Source organism: Geobacillus sp. Y412MC52 (genome assembly GCF_000174795.2).
Taxonomy (GTDB): Bacteria; Bacillota; Bacilli; order Bacillales; family Anoxybacillaceae; genus Geobacillus; species Geobacillus thermoleovorans.
In genome coordinates this window covers 2,616,595-2,635,214 of record NC_014915.1, presented here as the reverse complement: position 1 = coordinate 2,635,214, position 18,620 = coordinate 2,616,595, and the positions used below count along the sequence as shown (strand labels likewise).

The 18,620-nt window shown below is 52.6% G+C and carries 18 protein-coding genes and 1 pseudogene; 18 read left to right on the top strand and 1 reads right to left on the bottom strand.

Annotated features, from left to right (window positions below; all coding sequences use genetic code 11):
* The first annotated feature begins 517 nt into the window (after positions 1–517).
* The 8 genes and pseudogenes from GYMC52_RS12970 (at position 518) to GYMC52_RS12935 (ending at position 8,510) form a co-directional block, all read left to right on the top strand.
* Positions 518–1,171, top strand: a complete 654-nt coding sequence (locus tag GYMC52_RS12970; protein ID WP_013144663.1) for an O-methyltransferase — start codon at positions 518–520, stop codon at positions 1,169–1,171.
* Positions 1,168–2,097, top strand: a complete 930-nt coding sequence (locus tag GYMC52_RS12965) for a peptidase U32 family protein (protein WP_011232028.1) — start codon at positions 1,168–1,170, stop codon at positions 2,095–2,097. The genes GYMC52_RS12970 and GYMC52_RS12965 overlap by 4 nt, the downstream gene beginning before the upstream one ends.
* 18 nt (positions 2,098–2,115) lie before the next feature.
* Complete coding sequence (locus GYMC52_RS12960; protein WP_011232027.1) at positions 2,116–3,384, top strand: peptidase U32 family protein; 1,269 nt, start codon at positions 2,116–2,118, stop codon at positions 3,382–3,384.
* Position 3,385: 1 nt separating this feature from the next.
* The gene (gene udk / locus GYMC52_RS12955; protein WP_013524198.1) at positions 3,386–4,021 is read left to right on the top strand and encodes a uridine kinase; all 636 of its coding nucleotides are present in this window, start codon (positions 3,386–3,388) and stop codon (positions 4,019–4,021) included.
* Positions 4,022–4,219: 198 nt separating this feature from the next.
* Positions 4,220–5,275, top strand: a pseudogene (locus GYMC52_RS12950) (RNA-guided endonuclease TnpB family protein).
* A 187-nt stretch (positions 5,276–5,462) separates the two neighbouring features.
* On the top strand, positions 5,463–5,939 hold the full coding sequence (gene greA, locus GYMC52_RS12945; RefSeq protein WP_011232025.1) for a transcription elongation factor GreA: 477 nt from the start codon (positions 5,463–5,465) through the stop codon (positions 5,937–5,939).
* Between the two features lie 108 nt (positions 5,940–6,047).
* The gene (locus GYMC52_RS12940) at positions 6,048–7,820 is read left to right on the top strand and encodes a peptidoglycan D,D-transpeptidase FtsI family protein (RefSeq protein ID WP_013524197.1); all 1,773 of its coding nucleotides are present in this window, start codon (positions 6,048–6,050) and stop codon (positions 7,818–7,820) included.
* Between the two features lie 66 nt (positions 7,821–7,886).
* Positions 7,887–8,510, top strand: a complete 624-nt coding sequence (locus tag GYMC52_RS12935) for a YrrS family protein (RefSeq protein WP_013144667.1) — start codon at positions 7,887–7,889, stop codon at positions 8,508–8,510.
* Between the two features lie 113 nt (positions 8,511–8,623).
* On the opposite strand, the gene GYMC52_RS12930 is transcribed toward GYMC52_RS12935, so the two are convergent.
* Complete coding sequence (locus GYMC52_RS12930; protein WP_011232022.1) at positions 8,624–8,833, bottom strand: YrzA family protein; 210 nt, start codon at positions 8,831–8,833, stop codon at positions 8,624–8,626.
* A 189-nt stretch (positions 8,834–9,022) separates the two neighbouring features.
* On the opposite strand from GYMC52_RS12930, the gene GYMC52_RS12925 reads away from it, so the two are divergent.
* The 10 genes from GYMC52_RS12925 (at position 9,023) to ytvI (ending at position 18,494) form a co-directional block, all read left to right on the top strand.
* A complete protein-coding gene (locus GYMC52_RS12925) occupies positions 9,023–9,670 on the top strand; it encodes a class I SAM-dependent methyltransferase (RefSeq protein WP_041469301.1) in 648 nt (215 codons plus the stop codon).
* 14 nt (positions 9,671–9,684) lie between these two features.
* Positions 9,685–10,392 (top strand): 5'-methylthioadenosine/S-adenosylhomocysteine nucleosidase, encoded by a 708-nt coding sequence (mtnN, locus tag GYMC52_RS12920; RefSeq protein WP_013524195.1) that lies wholly within the window; start codon positions 9,685–9,687, stop codon positions 10,390–10,392.
* A 271-nt stretch (positions 10,393–10,663) separates the two neighbouring features.
* A complete protein-coding gene (locus GYMC52_RS12915; RefSeq protein ID WP_011232019.1) occupies positions 10,664–11,587 on the top strand; it encodes a PLP-dependent cysteine synthase family protein in 924 nt (307 codons plus the stop codon).
* Between the two features lie 2 nt (positions 11,588–11,589).
* Complete coding sequence (locus GYMC52_RS12910) at positions 11,590–12,723, top strand: bifunctional cystathionine gamma-lyase/homocysteine desulfhydrase (RefSeq protein WP_013524194.1); 1,134 nt, start codon at positions 11,590–11,592, stop codon at positions 12,721–12,723.
* 62 nt (positions 12,724–12,785) lie between these two features.
* Entirely contained in the window at positions 12,786–13,031 is a 246-nt protein-coding gene (locus GYMC52_RS12905; RefSeq protein WP_013524193.1) for a YrhC family protein, read from the top strand.
* A gap of 514 nt (positions 13,032–13,545) precedes the next feature.
* On the top strand, positions 13,546–13,689 hold the full coding sequence (locus GYMC52_RS18855; RefSeq protein WP_013144673.1) for a YrzI family small protein: 144 nt from the start codon (positions 13,546–13,548) through the stop codon (positions 13,687–13,689).
* A gap of 531 nt (positions 13,690–14,220) precedes the next feature.
* Positions 14,221–14,934, top strand: coding sequence for an RNA polymerase sporulation sigma factor SigK (gene sigK / locus GYMC52_RS12895; protein WP_020278372.1), 714 nt, complete (start codon positions 14,221–14,223; stop codon positions 14,932–14,934).
* A gap of 198 nt (positions 14,935–15,132) precedes the next feature.
* A complete protein-coding gene (locus GYMC52_RS12890; protein WP_013524191.1) occupies positions 15,133–16,401 on the top strand; it encodes a cation:dicarboxylate symporter family transporter in 1,269 nt (422 codons plus the stop codon).
* Positions 16,402–16,773: 372 nt separating this feature from the next.
* The gene (locus tag GYMC52_RS12885; protein WP_013524190.1) at positions 16,774–17,385 is read left to right on the top strand and encodes a DedA family protein; all 612 of its coding nucleotides are present in this window, start codon (positions 16,774–16,776) and stop codon (positions 17,383–17,385) included.
* An 83-nt stretch (positions 17,386–17,468) separates the two neighbouring features.
* A complete protein-coding gene (ytvI, locus tag GYMC52_RS12880) occupies positions 17,469–18,494 on the top strand; it encodes a sporulation integral membrane protein YtvI (RefSeq protein ID WP_013524189.1) in 1,026 nt (341 codons plus the stop codon).
* Positions 18,495–18,620 lie beyond the last annotated feature (126 nt).

Here is an 18,620-nt window from a genome sequence, read left to right as displayed (position 1 = left end):
TGAAGCTTTACCATTTGTAGTTTTTCCCGAGTATTTGATCGACTGTCGGGCGACCGAACAACGCCGCTTCCAGACCCATATGGGTCTGTGAAGCAGGCCGGTTGTTCGGTCTTCCGTCACGCCAAGGCGTGACGGAGAAGCCTGTGGCTTGCCTCCGACAGTCGAAAATGGGCAAACCGCTTTTCCGTCAAGGATATATTAAACTTCTTCGTTGCATCTATATAGATGCAATTTAAAGCTTTAACATTTTTCGTTTTTACCGGTCATTTCATCCGACTGTCGAGTGACCGAACAACACCGCTTCCAGACCTATGAATGGGTCTGGAAGCGAGTCGTTGTTCGGTCTTCCGTCACGCCTTAGCGTGACGGAGGCAAGCCTATGGCTTGCCTTCGACAGTCAAAAATGGATGAGCCACTTTTCCGCCAAGGATATGTTAAACGATTTCGTTGCATCTATATATATAGTTCAACTTTGGCGAGCGCTTTTCAGTTTGCTGACGGCAGGGAGGAATTCCTCTTGCTTTCCAATGACATTGTTTCGTACTTGCAAAAGCTGCGTCCGGCGCCGGATGAGGACATTGAGGAGATGGAGCAGTACGCCTATCGGCACCGCATACCGATCATGGATCCGGTGAGCGTCGAAGTGCTGTTATTCATCTTGAAGCTGATCAGGCCGCGCCGCATTTTGGAAATCGGCACGGCGATCGGCTATTCGGCGATCCGGATGGCAAAGGCGCTGCCGGATGCGCGCATTGTGACGATCGAAAAAGACCGGGAGCGGTATGAGCGCGCCCGTTTTTACATCGAAAAGACGAACACCAAGCGGCAAATCGAGGCGGTGTTGGGCGATGCGCTCGCGGTCGAGGCCGATGTGGCGGCCGCCGCGCCGTTTGATGTGCTGTTTATTGATGCCGCCAAAGGGCAATATGAGCGCTTTTTTACGCTCTATGAGCCGTTTGTGGCTGCAGGCGGCCTCATCATCAGCGACAACGTCTTGTTTAAGGGGCTCGTCGCCGCCGAAGCGCCGGCGGACAATCGACGGCTTTGGAACATCGCCCGAAAAATTCGCCGCTACAATGAGTGGCTCATGAGTCGAAGCGGTTATGATACGGTCATCATTCCGGTCGGCGATGGGCTCGCCATATCGAAAAAACGAGGTGAAGAACAGTGAAAAAACCCGAATTGCTCGTGACGCCGACGAGCGTTGCCCATATCGACGAGCTGGCTGAAGCCGGAGCGGACGCGGTCATCATTGGCGAGCAGCGCTACGGTTTGCGGCTTGCCGGCGAATTTTCCCGCCATGATGTCGCTGCCGCCGTCAAAGCCGCCCACCGGCGCGGCATGAACGTGTATGTGGCGATGAACGCCATTTTCCATAACGATAAAGTGGACGAGCTTGGCGACTACGTCGCGTTTTTGGCTGATGTCGGCGCCGATGCCATCGTCTTCGGCGATCCCGCGGTGCTCTTGACTGTCCGAGAAACGGCGCCGCACATGAAGCTCCACTGGAGCACGGAGACGACAGCGACGAACTGGTATGCGTGCAACTATTGGGGCCGGAAAGGGGCGAAGCGCGCCGTCTTGGCCCGCGAGTTGAACATGGACGCCATTTTGGAAATCAAAGCCCATGCCGAAGTGGAAATCGAGGTGCAAGTGCACGGCGCGATGTGCATGTACCAATCGAAGCGCTCGCTGATCGGCAGCTATTTTGAATATCAAGGGAAAGTGATGGAAGTTGAACGGAAGAAGTACGAAAAAGGGATGTTTCTTTACGACAAAGAGCGCGACAACAAATATCCGATTTTTGAAGACGAAAACGGCACGCATATTATGAGCCCGAACGATGTTTGCATGATCGATGAGCTCGGCGACATGGTCGAGGCCGGCATCGACAGCTTTAAAATTGACGGGATTTTGCACGAGCCGCGCTACATTACCGAAGTGACGAAGCTGTACCGCCGCGCCATCGATTTATGCGCCGATGACCGCGAGCGGTACGAACGGGAAAAAGAGGAGCTGCTTGCGGCCGTTGAAGCGCTTCAGCCGCCGCATCGCCGCATCGACACCGGATTTTTCTTCAAAGAGACCATTTATTGAGAAAAGGAGGGAAGCAGCATGCTTTTAAAAAATGATCGCATCTCCGAAATCATTGACGGCAAGCGCGTCATTGTGAAAAAGCCAGAGCTGCTCGCCCCGGCCGGCAACTTGGAAAAACTGAAAATCGCCGTCCATTACGGCGCAGACGCCGTCTTTATCGGAGGCCAAGAGTACAGCTTGCGCGCCAACGCCGACAACTTTACGATCGAGGAAATTCGCGAAGGGGTCGAATTTGCCAATCGATACGGAGCCAAAGTATACGTAACGGCCAATATTTACGCCCATAACGAAAACATCCCTGGCCTTGATGACTATTTGCGGGCGCTTGAAGATGCCGGTGTTTGCGGCATCATCGTCGCCGACCCGCTCATCATCGAAACGGCGCGCCGGGTGGCGCCGAAGCTTGAAGTGCATTTAAGCACGCAGCAATCGCTTACCAACTGGAAAGCGGTCCAATTTTGGAAAGAGGAAGGGCTCGAGCGAGTTGTGCTCGCTCGTGAAGTGGGCGCAGAAGAAATCCGGCAGATCAAAGAGAAAGTCGATATTGAAATCGAGGCGTTCATCCATGGGGCGATGTGTTCCGCCTACTCCGGCCGCTGTGTATTGAGCAACCATATGACGGCGCGCGACTCAAACCGCGGCGGATGCTGCCAGTCGTGCCGCTGGGATTACGATTTGTATCAGCTCTCGGACGGCCGGGAAATTCCGTTGTTTGAAAAAGGGGACGCCCCGTTTGCGATGAGCGCGAAAGATTTGAACTTAATCCGCGCCATTCCGGTGATGATCGAATTGGGTGTGGATAGCTTGAAAATTGAAGGGCGGATGAAATCGATCCATTACGTGGCGACGGTTGTCAGTGTCTACCGGAAAGTCATTGATGCCTACTGCGCTGACCCAGACCATTTCACGATCCGCGAAGAGTGGGTGCGGGAGCTGGAGAAATGCGCCAACCGCGAGACGGCGCCGTCGTTCTTTGACGGCTTCCCGGATTATACGAACCATATGTACGGGACGCACAGCCGGAAAACGACGCATGAATTCGCCGGTTTGGTGCTTGGCTATGACCCGGAGACGGGCATCGCCACCGTCCAGCAGCGCAACCATTTCCGCCCGGGCGATGAAGTCGAATTTTTCGGTCCGGAAATTGAAAACTTCACCCAAGTGATTGAGAAAATTTGGGACGAAGACGGCAACGAGCTTGATGCGGCGCGCCATCCGCTGCAAATCGTGAAGTTTAAGGTCAAGCGCCCTCTCTTCCCGTACAACATGATGAGAAAGGAGAATTAAGATGGGGAAGAAGCCCGTTGTCATCGGCGTCGCCGGCGGCTCCGGCTCGGGGAAGACGAGCGTCGCCCGCGCGATTTACGACCATTTCGGCGATCACTCGATTCTTGTGCTCGAGCAAGATTTTTATTACAAGGATCAAAGCCATCTTCCGTTTGAAGAGCGGCTGAAGACGAACTATGACCATCCGCTGGCGTTTGACAACGATTTGTTGATTGAGCATATTCATAAGCTGCTTCGCTATGAGCCGATTGACAAGCCGGTGTACGATTATACGCTGCACACTCGCTCAAGCGACGTCATTCGCGTGGAGCCAAAGGATGTCATCATCGTGGAGGGCATTCTTGTCTTGGAGGATGAGCGACTCCGCAATTTAATGGACATTAAAGTATATGTCGACACCGACCCGGACATCCGCATCATCCGCCGTCTCATCCGCGATATGAAAGAGCGCGGCCGCACGTTCGATTCGGTCATCGAGCAATATTTGTCCGTCGTCCGGCCGATGCACAACCAGTTTGTCGAACCGACGAAGCGCTACGCGGATGTGATCATTCCGGAAGGCGGACAGAACGTCGTCGCCATCGATTTAATGGTGGCAAAAATTCGTACAGTTCTTGAACAAAAAGCGGTTTTGTAATAACATAACAGAGACAAAACAATATATTATATAACAAGTAAGCGTACGAACAGCCGTTTTTGCTGTTCGTACGTTTTACAGACCCGCGAGCGAGAAAGCCCACTCCTTTAGGGGTGAGATGAAAGCGAGCCGTTTTCTTATATTGAATGATTATGAAAAAAAAACGGTATCATGTAATCGTCGCAAGGAGGTGAATCCATGCCCACGATCACACTAAGGCTGGAGCTGCACAAGCCGACGAAAGCCAAACAAGACATGTACGAGCGGATGACAGAAGTGAATACCGCGTTTGCGAATTGGGTGTTGAATCATCCCGAGCTGAATCAAGCAACGAGCAAACTATTTAAAGAGTTTTCGTCGCAGCGGTTTCCTTCTGCCGTCGTGAATCAGACGATTCGAGAAGTGAAGTCCCAAAAGAAAAACCAGAAAACAAAGAAGTTTCGAACATTCTGATGTTGCTTTAACAATCAAAACGTGAAGGTGGAAAAGAAAGGATCGTTCTACACGGTTTCCTTCCCTACACTGGAGAAGCGAATTGGCGTGCCGGTCGTCACGCGCCCCTATCAAGAAGCGTGGCTGAATCGGCTGCTCGATGGAACCGTCAAACAAGGGGCGGCCAAGCTCTACAAAAAGAGAACGAAATGGTATTTGGCGATCGCGATCACCTTTGAAGTCAAGCCGCGGCACGAAACAAAGGTGATGGGGGTTGACCTTGGGCTTCGCTATATCGCTGTGGCCAGCGTGGGAACGAAATCGTTGTTTTTCAAAGGGAGCCAATGCGCCTTTGTGCGCCGACGCTATGCGGCTTTGCGGCGAACGTTGGGCCAAGCGAAGAAGCTCCAGATGATTCGCAAAATCGGCCGCAAAGAGTCCCGCTGGATGAAGGATCAAAATCACAAAATCAGCCGTCAAATCGTGAATGTTGCGCTCGCCAACGGTGTTGGCGTGATTCGGATGGAAGCGTTGACAGGGATTCGCAAGCGGGCAACATCGGCCAAAGAAGCGGGGCGAAGCCTTCATGCTTGGGCGTTCCACCAACTGCAAACGATGATTGCCTATAAAGCGGAAATGGCAGGCATTCGGGTCGAGTGGGTGGATCCAACCTACACGAGCCAAACGTGTAAATGTGGTCATCGAGAGAAAGCGAACCGAAACGGCATCCGCTTCCGATGCCAAAGGTGTGGATACACTCTCCACGCCGACTTGAATGGCGCCATCAACATCGCCAAAGCGATTTCGGGCTTCGCCGCCTAGCGAACTGGTCACAGGTGCGCCGCCCATTGGGGTACATCGTAACCCGATGGGACGGGGTGATGACACACCCCTGAAGCTTTTGCGTTGTCTGAACCAGAAATGGATGAGGACGCGAACGACCCAAGAATCCCACGCCCTTTAGGCGTGTGGAGTGTCAAATAATGCAGAATATAGAGGAGTGAGATGAATGGCGAACGAAAAGCAGTATCCGATGACGAAAGAGGGAAAAGAGAAACTGGAACAAGAGCTTGAGTACTTAAAAACGGTCAAGCGGAAAGAAGTGGTGGAGCGCATTAAGATTGCGCGCGGGTTCGGGGATTTGTCGGAAAACTCGGAGTACGATGCTGCCAAAGATGAGCAGGCGTTTGTCGAATCGCGCATTCAAATGCTTGAAAACATGATCCGCAACGCCGTCATCATTGAAGAAGACAAAGAAAACCCGGACGTCGTCTCGCTCGGCAAGTCGGTCACGTTCATTGAACTGCCGGACGGCGAGGAAGAGACGTATACGATCGTCGGCAGCGCTGAAGCCGATCCGTTTGAAGGGAAAATTTCCAACGACTCGCCGATTGCGAAATCGCTTCTCGGCCGCCGCGTCGGCGATGAGGTGACGGTGCAAACGCCGGGCGGGGAAATGCTTGTGAAAATCGTGGCTGTGAAATAAAGGCGGCCGACCTGAACAAGCGGCGGTGTGCGAAGCGAAGAAAATTGCCGCCGCTTGACGTTTCAAACGGAAACACCTCGTCAACACTGATGATGAGGTGTTTTCTTTATGTGGAAAAAGCGAACGCTTGTCATGCTTGCTCTCATTCAATTGGGCTTGTTGTTGCTTGTCGGGCGGCTCGCGCAAATTCAGCTCATTGACACCGAGTCGTTCGCCAATCATAATTTAATTGCCGAAAGCGTCGCCCAGCGGACACAAGAACTGATCATTGACGACGGGCGCGGCTCGTTCGTCGACCGAAATGGCGCGCCGCTCACGAAGCGATACGTGCCGTCGCTTGTCTTATTCCCGTTTTTAACGACGATGAAATGGCCGATGGAACAAGTCGCCCGCATCACCGGCGTCTCTAAAGAAGAGATCCGCCGCCAGCTTGAGCAGGCGGACGGTCCGTTCGTCTTAGAGAAGGATGGAGAGCCGCTCGCCTTGAGCGCCCAGCAAATGAAGCAAATTAACGATTTGCGCATTCCGGGCGTCTTAGCTGTCAATAAACAATACTCTCTTGAGGTGGTGTACGCTCCGCATTTGCTTGGCTTCACCCGCCCAGATCAGGAGCTCATCAAGAAGCGTTATCCAAAACGGCCGCTGCCGCCAAAGACCGAAGTGGGCATTCAAGGACTTGAGAAGGCGTTTGATGAGTTTTTGCTCGCCGACGGCGAAACGAAGCTGCTTTATCACGTTGACGCCGAAGGGCGGCCGCTGTTTGGGCTCGATGTCAAATACAGCGACACGGGCAACCCGTTTTATCCCGTCACCGTGCAAACGACGCTTGACCGTGACTTGCAGCAAGAGATGGAGCAGATCGTTGACCGATACGGGTTGAAAAAAGGCGGTCTCGTTTTGCTGGATATTGACACAAACAGTGTGCTCGCCATGGTCAGCCGCCCAAACATGGACCCGCGTGATCCGTACAAAAACCGCGGGGCGGAAAACCAAATAGTGTTGCCGCAAATCCCTGGCTCGATTTTTAAAACAGTCATTGCGGCCGCGGCGCTTGATGAGGGGCTCGCCTCGCTTGAGACAACGTTTGACTGCAGCCGAAAAATTGACGGCAAAACCCGCGATGAGGAGCATGATTACGGCATGCTTGATTTAGCGGACAGCTTTGCCGTCAGTTGCAACAATGCTTTCGCCACGCTCGGCAAGCAGTTGATCGAGCACGATCTGGATGCGTTTGAAACGTATGCGAGAAAGCTTGGGCTGTATCCGACGGCCGGCTGGGAAGGGGCGGTGTACCATGAAGAGCATTTCCGTCAGTTCCCGGAGGAGCAGAAGGGAACGATTTGGCATGATCCGCGCGACAAGCGGGTGCCGCTTGCGGTGGCGCAAACGGCGATCGGGCAAAAAAATGTACGCGTCTCGCCGCTTGGCGTCGCCAACATGATGGCGACCATCGCCCGCGGCGGCGAAGCGCTTCAGGTGCGGGCCGTTGACAAAGTGCTGTATAAAAACGGTGCGACCCTCTTTTCGTTTCCGCCTCAACCGGCTTCAGACATGGCGCCGATCGCGCCGCAGACGGCCGAAGAGCTGCAGCGGCTTTTGCGCAGCGTTGTCACCAAAGAGGATGGCACCGGCCGCCGCTTCCGTTCGCTGCCGTATCCGGTCGCCGGCAAATCCGGGACGGCGGAGACAGGAAAAATGGACGGCGGCGCTGAATTCATTAATAAATGGTTTGCTGGCTATTTTCCAGCCGACCGCCCGAAATACGCCCTCGCTGTCGTTGAGCTCGACTGCCCGAGCGGGCGGGCCTCGACGAATGATGTGTTCGCCGCCGCAGTCGAGGCGCTTTATGCTTATGACCGCGCCAAAAATGAAGTGAAGTGACGAACCAAATGTAAGGGGAATCCATGTTTCCAGCACGAACATCATCCAAAGAAGGGAGAGGAGACGGTGGCGCAAATAGAGACGCGCTTTGCCGCCCGCGCCAAGCGGCGGAGGATCAACCGTTGGCTCAATGGAGCCATTGCCGTTGTCGTGCTGCTCATTTTGATTGTCGGCGGGAACTTGCTGTTTGGCGGCGAACCGAGCAAGAAGGAGATTGATCGCGAAGCCAAAACAGAAGCGGCCAATGCGAAGCGGGTGGAAGTGGAAACAGGCGAAGCGGCGGCGCCGACGGAAGCTGAAACGCCGGCCGAGGAAGAAGACGCTGCTTCCACCGATGAAACGAGTAAAGCCGGTGCGACAGAAACGCCGGGCCCGCCGGGGTCCAACGTTGAAAAAGAAATCGTCAATCCGGCATGGCAGCCGATCGGTACGACGCAATCGGAGCCGCATGAAACGGTGTTTAAGAAAGATTCCGTCGACTGGAAGGAAATGCTCGATGCCGTCAGCTATGCGACCGGCATCGCTCCGGAGGAGATGATCGTTTGGTTCATCGGCAACAACGGACCGAACAAAGCCGTCGCGACGATTTCGACGAAAGATCAAGCCGCCCATTACAAAGTGTACATTGAATGGGTGACGAACGAAGGCTGGAAGCCGACGAAGGTGCAAAAGTTGAAACAAAAGCCATAAGCGGCATGATGAGGGGAAGCGGAGATATTCGAAACTTTGGCGGCATCAGTGAAACAATGGCGGTTCACCAGCGGCGGAAACATACACAGGCGCCCAAAAACGAAGGGCGCCTGTTATTTTTTCGCTTTGAAATGAACAACTGCGCTGTACCACCGCTTTCCGTTTTCCATGACGTGCATTTGATGGGATACATGATGGACGGAAAGCAAGAGCGCCTTGTTATGTTCAATTTGTTCGTTGATTTTTTTCTCGAGCGTCCGCAAGTCGTCCGCTTCAAAAAATTCGATTTTGTCCTCGATCAAATCAAGAGAAATGTTCGGCATCGTTCTTCCTCCTTTCCATTGTCAGTGTAGCAAATTTTCCCGCCCTCATCCACCGATGTACAAGGGGGAACAATACGAACGAAACATGATCGTTGAACAAGGGAAAAACATATGCTACAGTAAGAGCAGGCAATACGAAAAAACATACTATATATATAGGAATTATAAACTTTTTTGGGGTGTGACCATATGGGCAGAGAGTTTCTTGACTTGTTTGAGCAATGGGCGGAATCGTATGACCGATCGGTCGAAGGATACGATGAGCAATATCGAGACGTGTTTGCCGGTTATGACCGCATTTTAAGCACGGTCGCCGACAAAGCCGGCCAAGTTGTGCTCGAGTTTGGCGTCGGCACAGGAAACTTGACGAAAAAGCTGCTTGAGCGCGGCAAGCGGGTGTACGGGATCGAGCCATCGGCGCCGATGAGGAAAAAAGCAGCGGAAAAGCTCAACGGGCGAGCGGTCATTCTGGAGGGCGATTTTTTGCAATTTCCGACACCGCCGAAGCCGATCGACACGATCGCCAGCACGTATGCGTTTCATCATTTGACGGATGCGGAAAAAGACGAAGCGCTGGCCAAATATAGTCAATTGCTCCATCCGGGTGGTAAAATAGTGTTTGCCGATACGGCGTTTCGCGACAAAGAGGCGTTCCGCCAGGCGATTGAGGAAGCCCGGGCGCGCGGCTTCCACGATTTGGCCGACGATTTGGAACGCGAATATTATACGACGCTTGACGTATTGGCATCACTGTTTTCCAAGCATGGCTTTTCCGCCTCCTTTGCGCAGCAAAACGCGTTCGTCTGGGTGATGGAGGCGGTGAAACAAACGACATAGAAAGAGGGAAAACGATGAAAGCAGCCATTATTGGAGCCATGGAAGAGGAAGTGGCGATTTTGCGTTCGCGCATGGAAGGGCGCGAGGAAACGGTCATTGCCGGGTGCGAATTTTCCAAAGGGCGCCTTGACGGCGTGGAGGCGGTGTTGTTGAAATCCGGGATCGGCAAAGTGAACGCCGCCATGGGAACGACGCTTTTGCTTGACCGCTTTCGCCCTGACTTCGTGATTAACACGGGGTCAGCTGGCGGATTTTTGCCTTCGCTTCGTGTCGGAGATCTTGTCATTTCCAAGGAAGTCGTCCATCATGACGTCGATGTGACCGCGTTCGGCTACGCTTACGGGCAAGTGCCTGGCCTGCCGGCGCGCTACCGGGCGGATGAGGCGCTTGTTGAGGCGGCCAAGCAGGCGGCGGCGCGGCTTGATGGCCTGCAGGCAGTGACCGGCTTGATCGCCACCGGTGATTCGTTTATGAACGATCCAAAGCGAGTCGAATTTGTGCGCGGTCAGTTTCCGGAATTGTGCGCCGTCGAAATGGAAGCGGCGGCGATCGCCCAAGTGTGCGTGCAATTTGGAACGCCGTTTGTCATCATCCGGGCGTTGTCTGATATTGCTGGTGAGGAGTCGGACGTGTCGTTTGAACAGTTTTTGGAGACGGCGGCGAAACATTCGGCTGAACTTGTCTTGTCGATGCTTTCCGTTATGAAACAGAAGCGCTATTAAGATGCAGCGAAAAAGCAGCTTGTCTATGTTCTCGACTGTCGGAGGCAAGCCGCAGGCTTCTTCGTCACGCCTTGGCGTGACGGAAGACCGAACAACCGCCTGCTTCACAGACCCATATATGGGTCTTTAAGCGGCGTTGTTCGGTCGCCCGACAGTCGATCGAATACTCGGTAAAAGTTGCAAATGGTGATGCTTCAAATTGCATCTATATAGACAACAAAACACCGCCGTTTTGCTGCTAAACTGAGCGTGAAGAAACGGAGTGACTTGTATGCGCGTAGCAAAAAGCATCCATGAGTTGATCGGCCATACGCCGGTTGTCGAAATTACGCGCTTCCCCCTCCCGGAAGGCGTTCGGCTGTTCGCCAAGCTTGAATACTTCAATCCTGGCGGAAGCATTAAAGACCGGCTCGGACAAGAGCTGTTGCGCGAGGCGTTTGCATCAGGAAAACTGAAAGAGGGGGGCACGATCATCGAGCCGACGGCCGGCAACACCGGCATCGGTCTGGCGCTGGCGGCGATCGGCAAAAACGTGAACATCATTTTTTGTGTGCCGGAAAAATTCAGCATCGAAAAGCAACAGCTGATGAAGGCGCTCGGGGCGCAAATCGTTCATACACCGACTGAAGAGGGAATGGAAGGAGCAATCCGCAAAGCGGAGGAGCTCGCCCGCACGATTCCAGGCGCCTATTGCCCCCAGCAGTTCCAAAACCCGGCCAACCCAAGGACGTATTACAAGACGCTCGGCCCGGAGCTGTGGGACGATTTGGACGGACAGATCGACATTTTTGTCGCCGGCGCCGGCTCCGGCGGCACGTTTATGGGGACGGCGACGTTTTTAAAAGAAAAAAACCCGGCCATTAAAACGGTCATCGTGGAACCGGAAGGCTCGATTTTAGGCGGCGGCAAGCCGGGTCCGCATCGGACGGAAGGGATCGGCATGGAGTTTTTGCCGCCGTTTATGGATCCGGATTATTTTGATGCCATCTACACGATCGCGGACGATGACGCGTTCCGGCGCGTCAGCGAACTGGCGAGACAGGAGGGGCTTTTGGTCGGCAGTTCGTCCGGCGCCGCGTTTCATGCCGCCTTGATGGAAGCAGAGAAGGCAAAGCCAGGGACGAATATCGTCGTCATTTTTCCGGACGGGAGCGAACGCTATTTAAGCAAACACATTTATGAAGGTGGGAGGTAACGATGAGGCGGAAAACAATGCTCATTCATGGCGGCATTCCGGGGGATCCGCATACTGGAGCGGTGTCGGTTCCGATTTATCAAGTGAGTACGTATAAGCAAGAAGAAGTTGGAAAGCATAAAGGGTTTGAATACTCGCGCACCGGCAACCCGACGCGCGCGGCGCTTGAGAAGCTGATCGCCGATCTCGAGGGCGGCGAAGCCGGCTTTGCGTTCGCTTCCGGTATGGCGGCAATTACGGCCGTCATGATGTTGTTTCAAAGCGGCGACCATCTGGTGCTCACTGACGATGTCTACGGCGGCACGTATCGCGTCATGACGAACGTGCTGAATCGGTTCGGGCTTGAGGCGACGTTCGTCGATACGAGCGATGTCGCCAACATCGAGGCGCACATCCGGCCGAATACGAAAGCCATCTATATCGAAACGCCGACGAACCCGCTGTTGAAAATCACTGACTTGCAAGCCGCCGCCGCCATTGCCCGTGCGCATGGGCTGCTATTGATCGTCGATAACACGTTTTCCACTCCGTACTTTCAGACGCCGCTTGAGCTTGGCGCCGATATCGTCATTCATAGCGCGACGAAATATTTAGGCGGCCATAGCGACGTCGTCGCTGGGTTGGCGGTTGTCCGCACGCCGGAGCTTGCCGAACGGCTCCATTACGTGCAAAATTCAACCGGCGGCGTGCTCGGGCCGCAGGATTCATGGTTATTGATGCGCGGGATGAAAACGCTCGCCGTGCGGATGGAGGAACATGAAGAAAATGCGCGCCAAATCGCTGTTTTTTTGGCTGAACACAAGGTGGTCAAGCGCGTCCATTACCCCGGGCTTCCGGATCATCCGAACCACGAGCTGGCGAAAAAACAAATGCGCGGATTTGGCGGCATGATTTCGTTTGATGTCGGCAGCTTGGAGCGCGCCGAGAAAGTGCTGTCGCGCGTGCGCTACTTTACGCTTGCCGAAAGCTTAGGGGCGGTCGAAAGTTTAATTTCGTTGCCAGGGAAAATGACGCACGCCTCGATCCCGAAGGAACGGCGCGAACAGCTCGGCATTACCGACGGCCTGATCCGTTTGTCGGTCGGGCTTGAAGATGTCAACGATCTGCTTGACGATTTGGCGCAGGCGCTTGGCTGAAATTGCCGCTCCCCCCTTCCGTCCATGTATGATACAGTGAAAGGGGAGAGGAGGGATCGGGATTGAACGAACAGCAACGAAACGAGCTGCGGGCCAAGGCGGGCGATTTCAAGATGTACAGCCTTGTCTTGTTCTCGCTCGGGGCGTTTTTCTATTTTGGCACGATGATTCCTGGGGCGCTCGAGGCGGCGAAAAAACCGTTCGCCTTGCTGGCGGTTGGAGGCTGTTTCATGGCGGCTTTGTACTGTTCACGTCGCTCCGCCGTTTGCGCCCGCCGCTTGGAGGAAGAGGAAGACCGGTTTGAATGATCAGTGGGGCTCGACGAAAAGCGTCATTGCGCTTATTATTGGCGATAGATTAAGAAAGGAGGGTGTCCCAAAAAGATTGGAACACTCTCTTTCGCTGCTATATATGTGCTTGCTGTTTCTGCTGCACTATCGTTGTGACGATCTTGAAGGCAGGCGGCCTTTTAGGTCAGCCCCCTCATTTTGGTTTCGTCATGCTGCCGTCAAAGGGGAGCTTGTTTTTTATAAAAAATGGTTGACAATGGAAATGTTTTTGGATACAATTACCTTCGTAACGTCATTTCTGAGGGGAGGTCGAAGATCATGACAATGGTGATGTGGTCAACATTCACGTATTTATTCCAGAAAATGGCTATTCGACCTTCCGCCGACCGGGAATGAACGTGCACCGATGACGAAAAACAGTGATCAGGCCGCAGAAGGGGAGTAGTCTCGCTTTCTGCGGCCTTTTTGCACACTGAGCCGCAGAAGCGCTTTCCTTCTGCGGTTTTTTTGCATGGAAAGGAGGTGGGGAGGCATGACGATCCATTTGTTTTTTATCACGATCACGATTGAGCGGAGAAAGCCGCGGCAGCGGAACATCGAAGAGGAGCGGTTCGCCCGTGCAGCCGAGGAGGAGCTTGTTGACCGCAAATGCTTTTTCCATCAACGATTGTTTTAAACATTTCCAGCAATGAAGGATGAAAGGGGAGAAGATTTATGTCCATTGTACTCGTATGGCTTGTGATGTGGATGAAGCAAAGGGGAGACTCAACTTGACTCAGTCTAAAGGGATGCGATGGGTGCTCCGTGTGCTGTTGTTGACGGTCGAATTTCACGAATTGTTCAAAATGTGGCGGAAGCGTTCCTTGTCTTCTTTGGTAAAATAAAATCTAGAAGAGAAGGTCAAGGAGGGAACGGGGATGTTCGCCATTGTCATGTCGATCATCATTACCGCGTCGATTGCGCTTGTTGTCGCCGCGGAAGTCAGCGTTGAGGCCAAAGCGTAACGGCGGTTCTTCTGCATCGGGAGGGGGATAAGCAGGCGGACCGCATCAGCAGAACGTTGGCATCAATCGTTTTTGATTGGTCAGGTCATTGCCGGCTCATTTCGGGCCGGTCTATTTTTGTCGTAAAGACACGGACAACATCGCCCCTGCATATACATAACGATAGGCGGTTTCCGCCGATGACAGCAGGCGGGGGTGAGAGCATGTCCGGCATTTTCACGGCGTTTACGTTTCTGTTGAAAGAGCTGACGTTTCTTGTCTCGTATATTAAAAACAATGCGTTTCCCCAGCCGTTAAGCGCTCAAGAAGAGGAAAAGTATTTGGCGCTGATGGCAAAAGGCGACGAGCAAGCCCGCAACCGGCTCATCGAACACAACTTGCGCCTTGTTGCCCACATTGTGAAAAAGTTTGAAAATACGGGAGAAGAGGTCGAGGATTTAATCTCCATTGGCACGATCGGCTTGATCAAGGCGATTGAAAGCTATTCGCCGGGCAAAGGAACGAAGTTGGCAACGTATGCGGCTCGATGTATCGAGAACGAAATCCTGATGCACCTGCGTTCATTAAAAAAAACGCGCAAAGACGTCTCGTTGCATGAGCCAATCGGCCAGGACAAAGAAGGAAACGAAATCAGCCTGCTTGATATTTTAAAAGCCGAAGGCGAAGACATCGTCGATGAAATCCACTTGAACATGGAGCTCGAACAAGTCAAACAATATATCAGCGTGCTTGATGAGCGGGAAAAAGAGGTGATCATCAATCGCTTTGGCCTCGGTCGGCAGCGGGAAAAAACGCAGCGTGAAATCGCCAAAGAGCTCGGCATCTCGAGAAGCTATGTCTCGCGCATTGAAAAACGGGCATTAATGAAAATGTTTCACGAGTTTTATCGGCAGGAAAAAGAAAAACGGCGGTCATAACAAAAGCGGGTTGCTGGTGCAGCGACCCGCTTTTTCAGTAGTGGAAGAATAGAAATTATTTTAAAAAACTGAATTCTTTCATTTATGTCCTTTGATGAAGCGATTTCAATCAAAAATATTGACAGATTTTATTTTTAAAAGTAAAATAATTTTGTCGTCTTTTGTCTAAATTTGTCTAAAGGAGGCGAAAAAAGCATCATGCGCAAGATCGGCTTGGCATGGCAAATTTTCATCGGCCTTATTCTCGGGATTATGGTTGGGGCCATTTTTTACGGAAACCCTAAAGTAGCGACGTATTTGCAGCCGATCGGAGATGTTTTTCTCCGTTTAATTAAGATGATCGTCATCCCGATCGTCGTCTCAAGCTTGATTGTCGGCGTCGCCAACGTCGGTGATGTGAAAAAGCTCGGAAAGTTGGGCGGCAAAACGATCCTTTATTTTGAGATCATTACGACGGTTGCCATTATCGTCGGCCTCTTGGCAGCGAACCTTTTCCAACCAGGCGTCGGCGTCAATATGAAGTCGCTTGAGAAAACGGATATCCAGTCGTATGTCGATACGACGAACGAAGTGCAGCACCATTCGATGGTTGAAACATTTGTCAACATCGTGCCGAAAAACGTGTTTGAAGCGCTGTCGACCGGGAATATGCTGCCGATCATCTTCTTCTCGGTGATGTTCGGGTTGGGCGTAGCCGCGATCGGTGAAAAAGGGAAACCGGTGCTTCGCTTTTTCCAAGGCACGGCGGAAGCGATGTTTTATGTGACGAACCAAGTGATGAAATTTGCGCCGTTTGGCGTTTTCGCCTTGATCGGCGTGACGGTGTCGAAATTCGGCGTCGCTTCGCTCCTTCCGCTCAGCAAACTTGTTGTGCTCGTTTATGCGGTCATGGCGTTCTTCGTGTTGGTGGTGCTTGGCGCTGTGGCTAAATTGGTAAATACAAATATTTTCCATATTATAAAAATCTTAAAGGATGAATTAGTGCTTGCCTATAGCACGTCGAGCTCGGAAACCGTGTTGCCTAAGGTTATGGAAAAAATGGAGAAATTCGGTTGTTCGAAGGCTGTAACATCCTTTGTCGTTCCGACCGGCTATTCGTTCAACTTGGATGGGTCGACGCTGTATCAGGCGCTGGCGGCTGTCTTTATCGCTCAACTGTACGGCATCGACATGCCGATTTCGCAGCAAATCTCGCTTGTGCTCGTTTTAATGGTGACGTCCAAAGGGATTGCCGGTGTCCCAGGCGTATCGTTTGTCGTCTTATTGGCAACGCTTGGCACGGTTGGCATTCCAGTTGAAGGATTGGCGTTTATCGCCGGCATCGACCGTCTTTTGGACATGGCGCGCACAGTGGTCAACGTCATCGGCAACTCGCTGGCGGCGGTTGTGATGTCGAAATGGGAAGGGCAATATAACGAAGAACAAGGAAAACAATACATCGCTGAGTTGCAGCAGCAAAGCGCCTAAGAAAAAAGTGGCTCAGATGTGTTGATTAACCATTAAAAACCAGTTGACATCGTCCTATTCCTAGCTTTTCTGCCGTAGTCGGCAAGCGTGTGGCTTGCCTTCGTCACGCCTTAGCGTGACGGAAGACCGAACAACGACTCGCTGCACAGACCCATTCATGGGTCTGGAAGCGGCGTTGTTCGGTCACTCGACAGTCGTATGCAATGACCGGTAAAGACGAAAAATGTTCAAGCTTTAAATTGCATCTATATAGATGATCATCGACACTCGTGAAAGCGGCTGAATGATCAGCCGCTTTTTCGTTTTGTTTGCCAAAGGCGTGTAGTATAATGAAACAATGGACAAGGAAGCAAAAGACAAGGAGGAAAAACGGTGCACGAAGTCATTCAATCGATGTTTTCCTTTTTGACCAGTTTAGGCTATGTCGGCATCGCTCTCGCCTTGATGGTGGAAGTAATCCCCAGCGAGATCGTGTTGGCTTATGCTGGCTATTTGGTAGCGCGGGGGGATGTCTCATTTGCTGGGGCCGTGGCAGCGGGGACAGTAGGCGGCACGGTGGCGCAACTGTTTTTGTATTGGATGGGCTACTATGGCGGACGGCCGTTTCTAGATCAGTATGGGAAATATGTATTGATCCAGAAAAAACATTTGGATGTGGCGGAACGCTGGTTTGCGAAATTTGGCCCCGGCGTCATTTTCAGCGCCCGATTTATTCCCGTCGTCCGCCATGCCATTTCGATCCCCGCCGGCATTGCTCGGATGAAGTGGCTGCCGTTTACGATTTACACGGTGTTGGCCATCATCCCATGGTCCATTTTGTTTATTTGGTTGGGAGAACAGCTTGGCCAACGATGGCGGCAAATTGACGAGATGGCGGCGCCATATGTCCGACCGGCTATCGCAGCGGCGGTGGCGGTGGCGGCGATTTACATCGTTTGGCAAAGACGACGCCGCGCTGCAGATGAAAACGAGCGCATGAAATAGTTGCCCTGTCCGCATGCGGTCGGCTATATTTATATACATGAACCATCTTTTGGCTAAATTTTGAGGAAAAATGAGGGACGAACGTGAAACGTTGGATGATCATTGCGTTGCTATTCGCTGTGGGGCTATGGCTTGTGCCATACAGTGTGCCGCTTCTCTTCGCACTTGCGACCGCGCTTTTGCTCGAGCCGTCCATCCGCCGATTGCAAGAAAACTATAAGCTGAAGCGCGCGCACGCCGTCACGGCGATTTTTTCATTGTTCATCATCATTCTGGGGCTTTCCCTTTACTTTCTGGTCGTGATTTTTGTGCAACAAGTGATGGCGCTCTCGCAAAAACTGCCTTACGTGTTAAACGAAGCGACGAAAGTGCTCGACCGTCTCATTCAAACGTGGCAGTCGTATTCCAGCTCCATTCCGCAGGAAATCATCGATTCGCTTGAACGCGGCGTAAATACCGTCGAGCAAATGCTTTTGTCGTTTGCGACCAACTTGACGCAGTCGCTCGTCCATTATATTGCCGCCATTCCGGCGTTTTTGATTCATTTTTTAGTGTATTTGATCGCACTGTTTCTCATTTGCCTCGATTTGCCGCAGCTGAAGCAAGGCATGCGCCGCTATTTGTCCGAACGGACCGAACAGCGGCTTGGGATGGTCGTCGCCCAGCTGAGCAAAGCGGGGATCGGCTTTTTAAAAGCGCAGTTTTTGCTTAGTTTAATTACGTTTTTCCTCGCGCTGTCTGGCCTTTTCGTGTTGGGGGTCGATTATGCGGCGTTGATGGCGCTGGTCATCGTCGTCGTTGATATTTTGCCGATTTTAGGAACGGGTTCCGTGCTTGTTCCGTGGGGGCTCATCAGCATGGCGAACGGCAACAATACGCTTGGCATCGGGCTCATTGTGCTGTTTGTCGTCATCACCGTCGTGCGCCGGATCATCGAGCCGAAAGTGTTTTCCACCAATTTGGGCATTTCCCCGCTCGCCGCGCTCGTCAGTGTCTATCTGGGGTTTCAGCTGCTTGGCTTTATCGGGTTGTTCGTCGGGCCGGTCGTTGTCATTTTGGTTGAGGCTCTTGCCAAAGCTGGAGTCATTAAATGGACGATCAAGCTTTGATTTTTCGAATAAAGGTCTTTGCGGACGAAGGAGGAAAAACCGGCGAACCGCCGGTTTTTCTGTCTGGACATGGGGAAGAGAGTTTTGGCAAAGCGACGGCTAAAGAAAACCGCCCGCTGAAGGCGC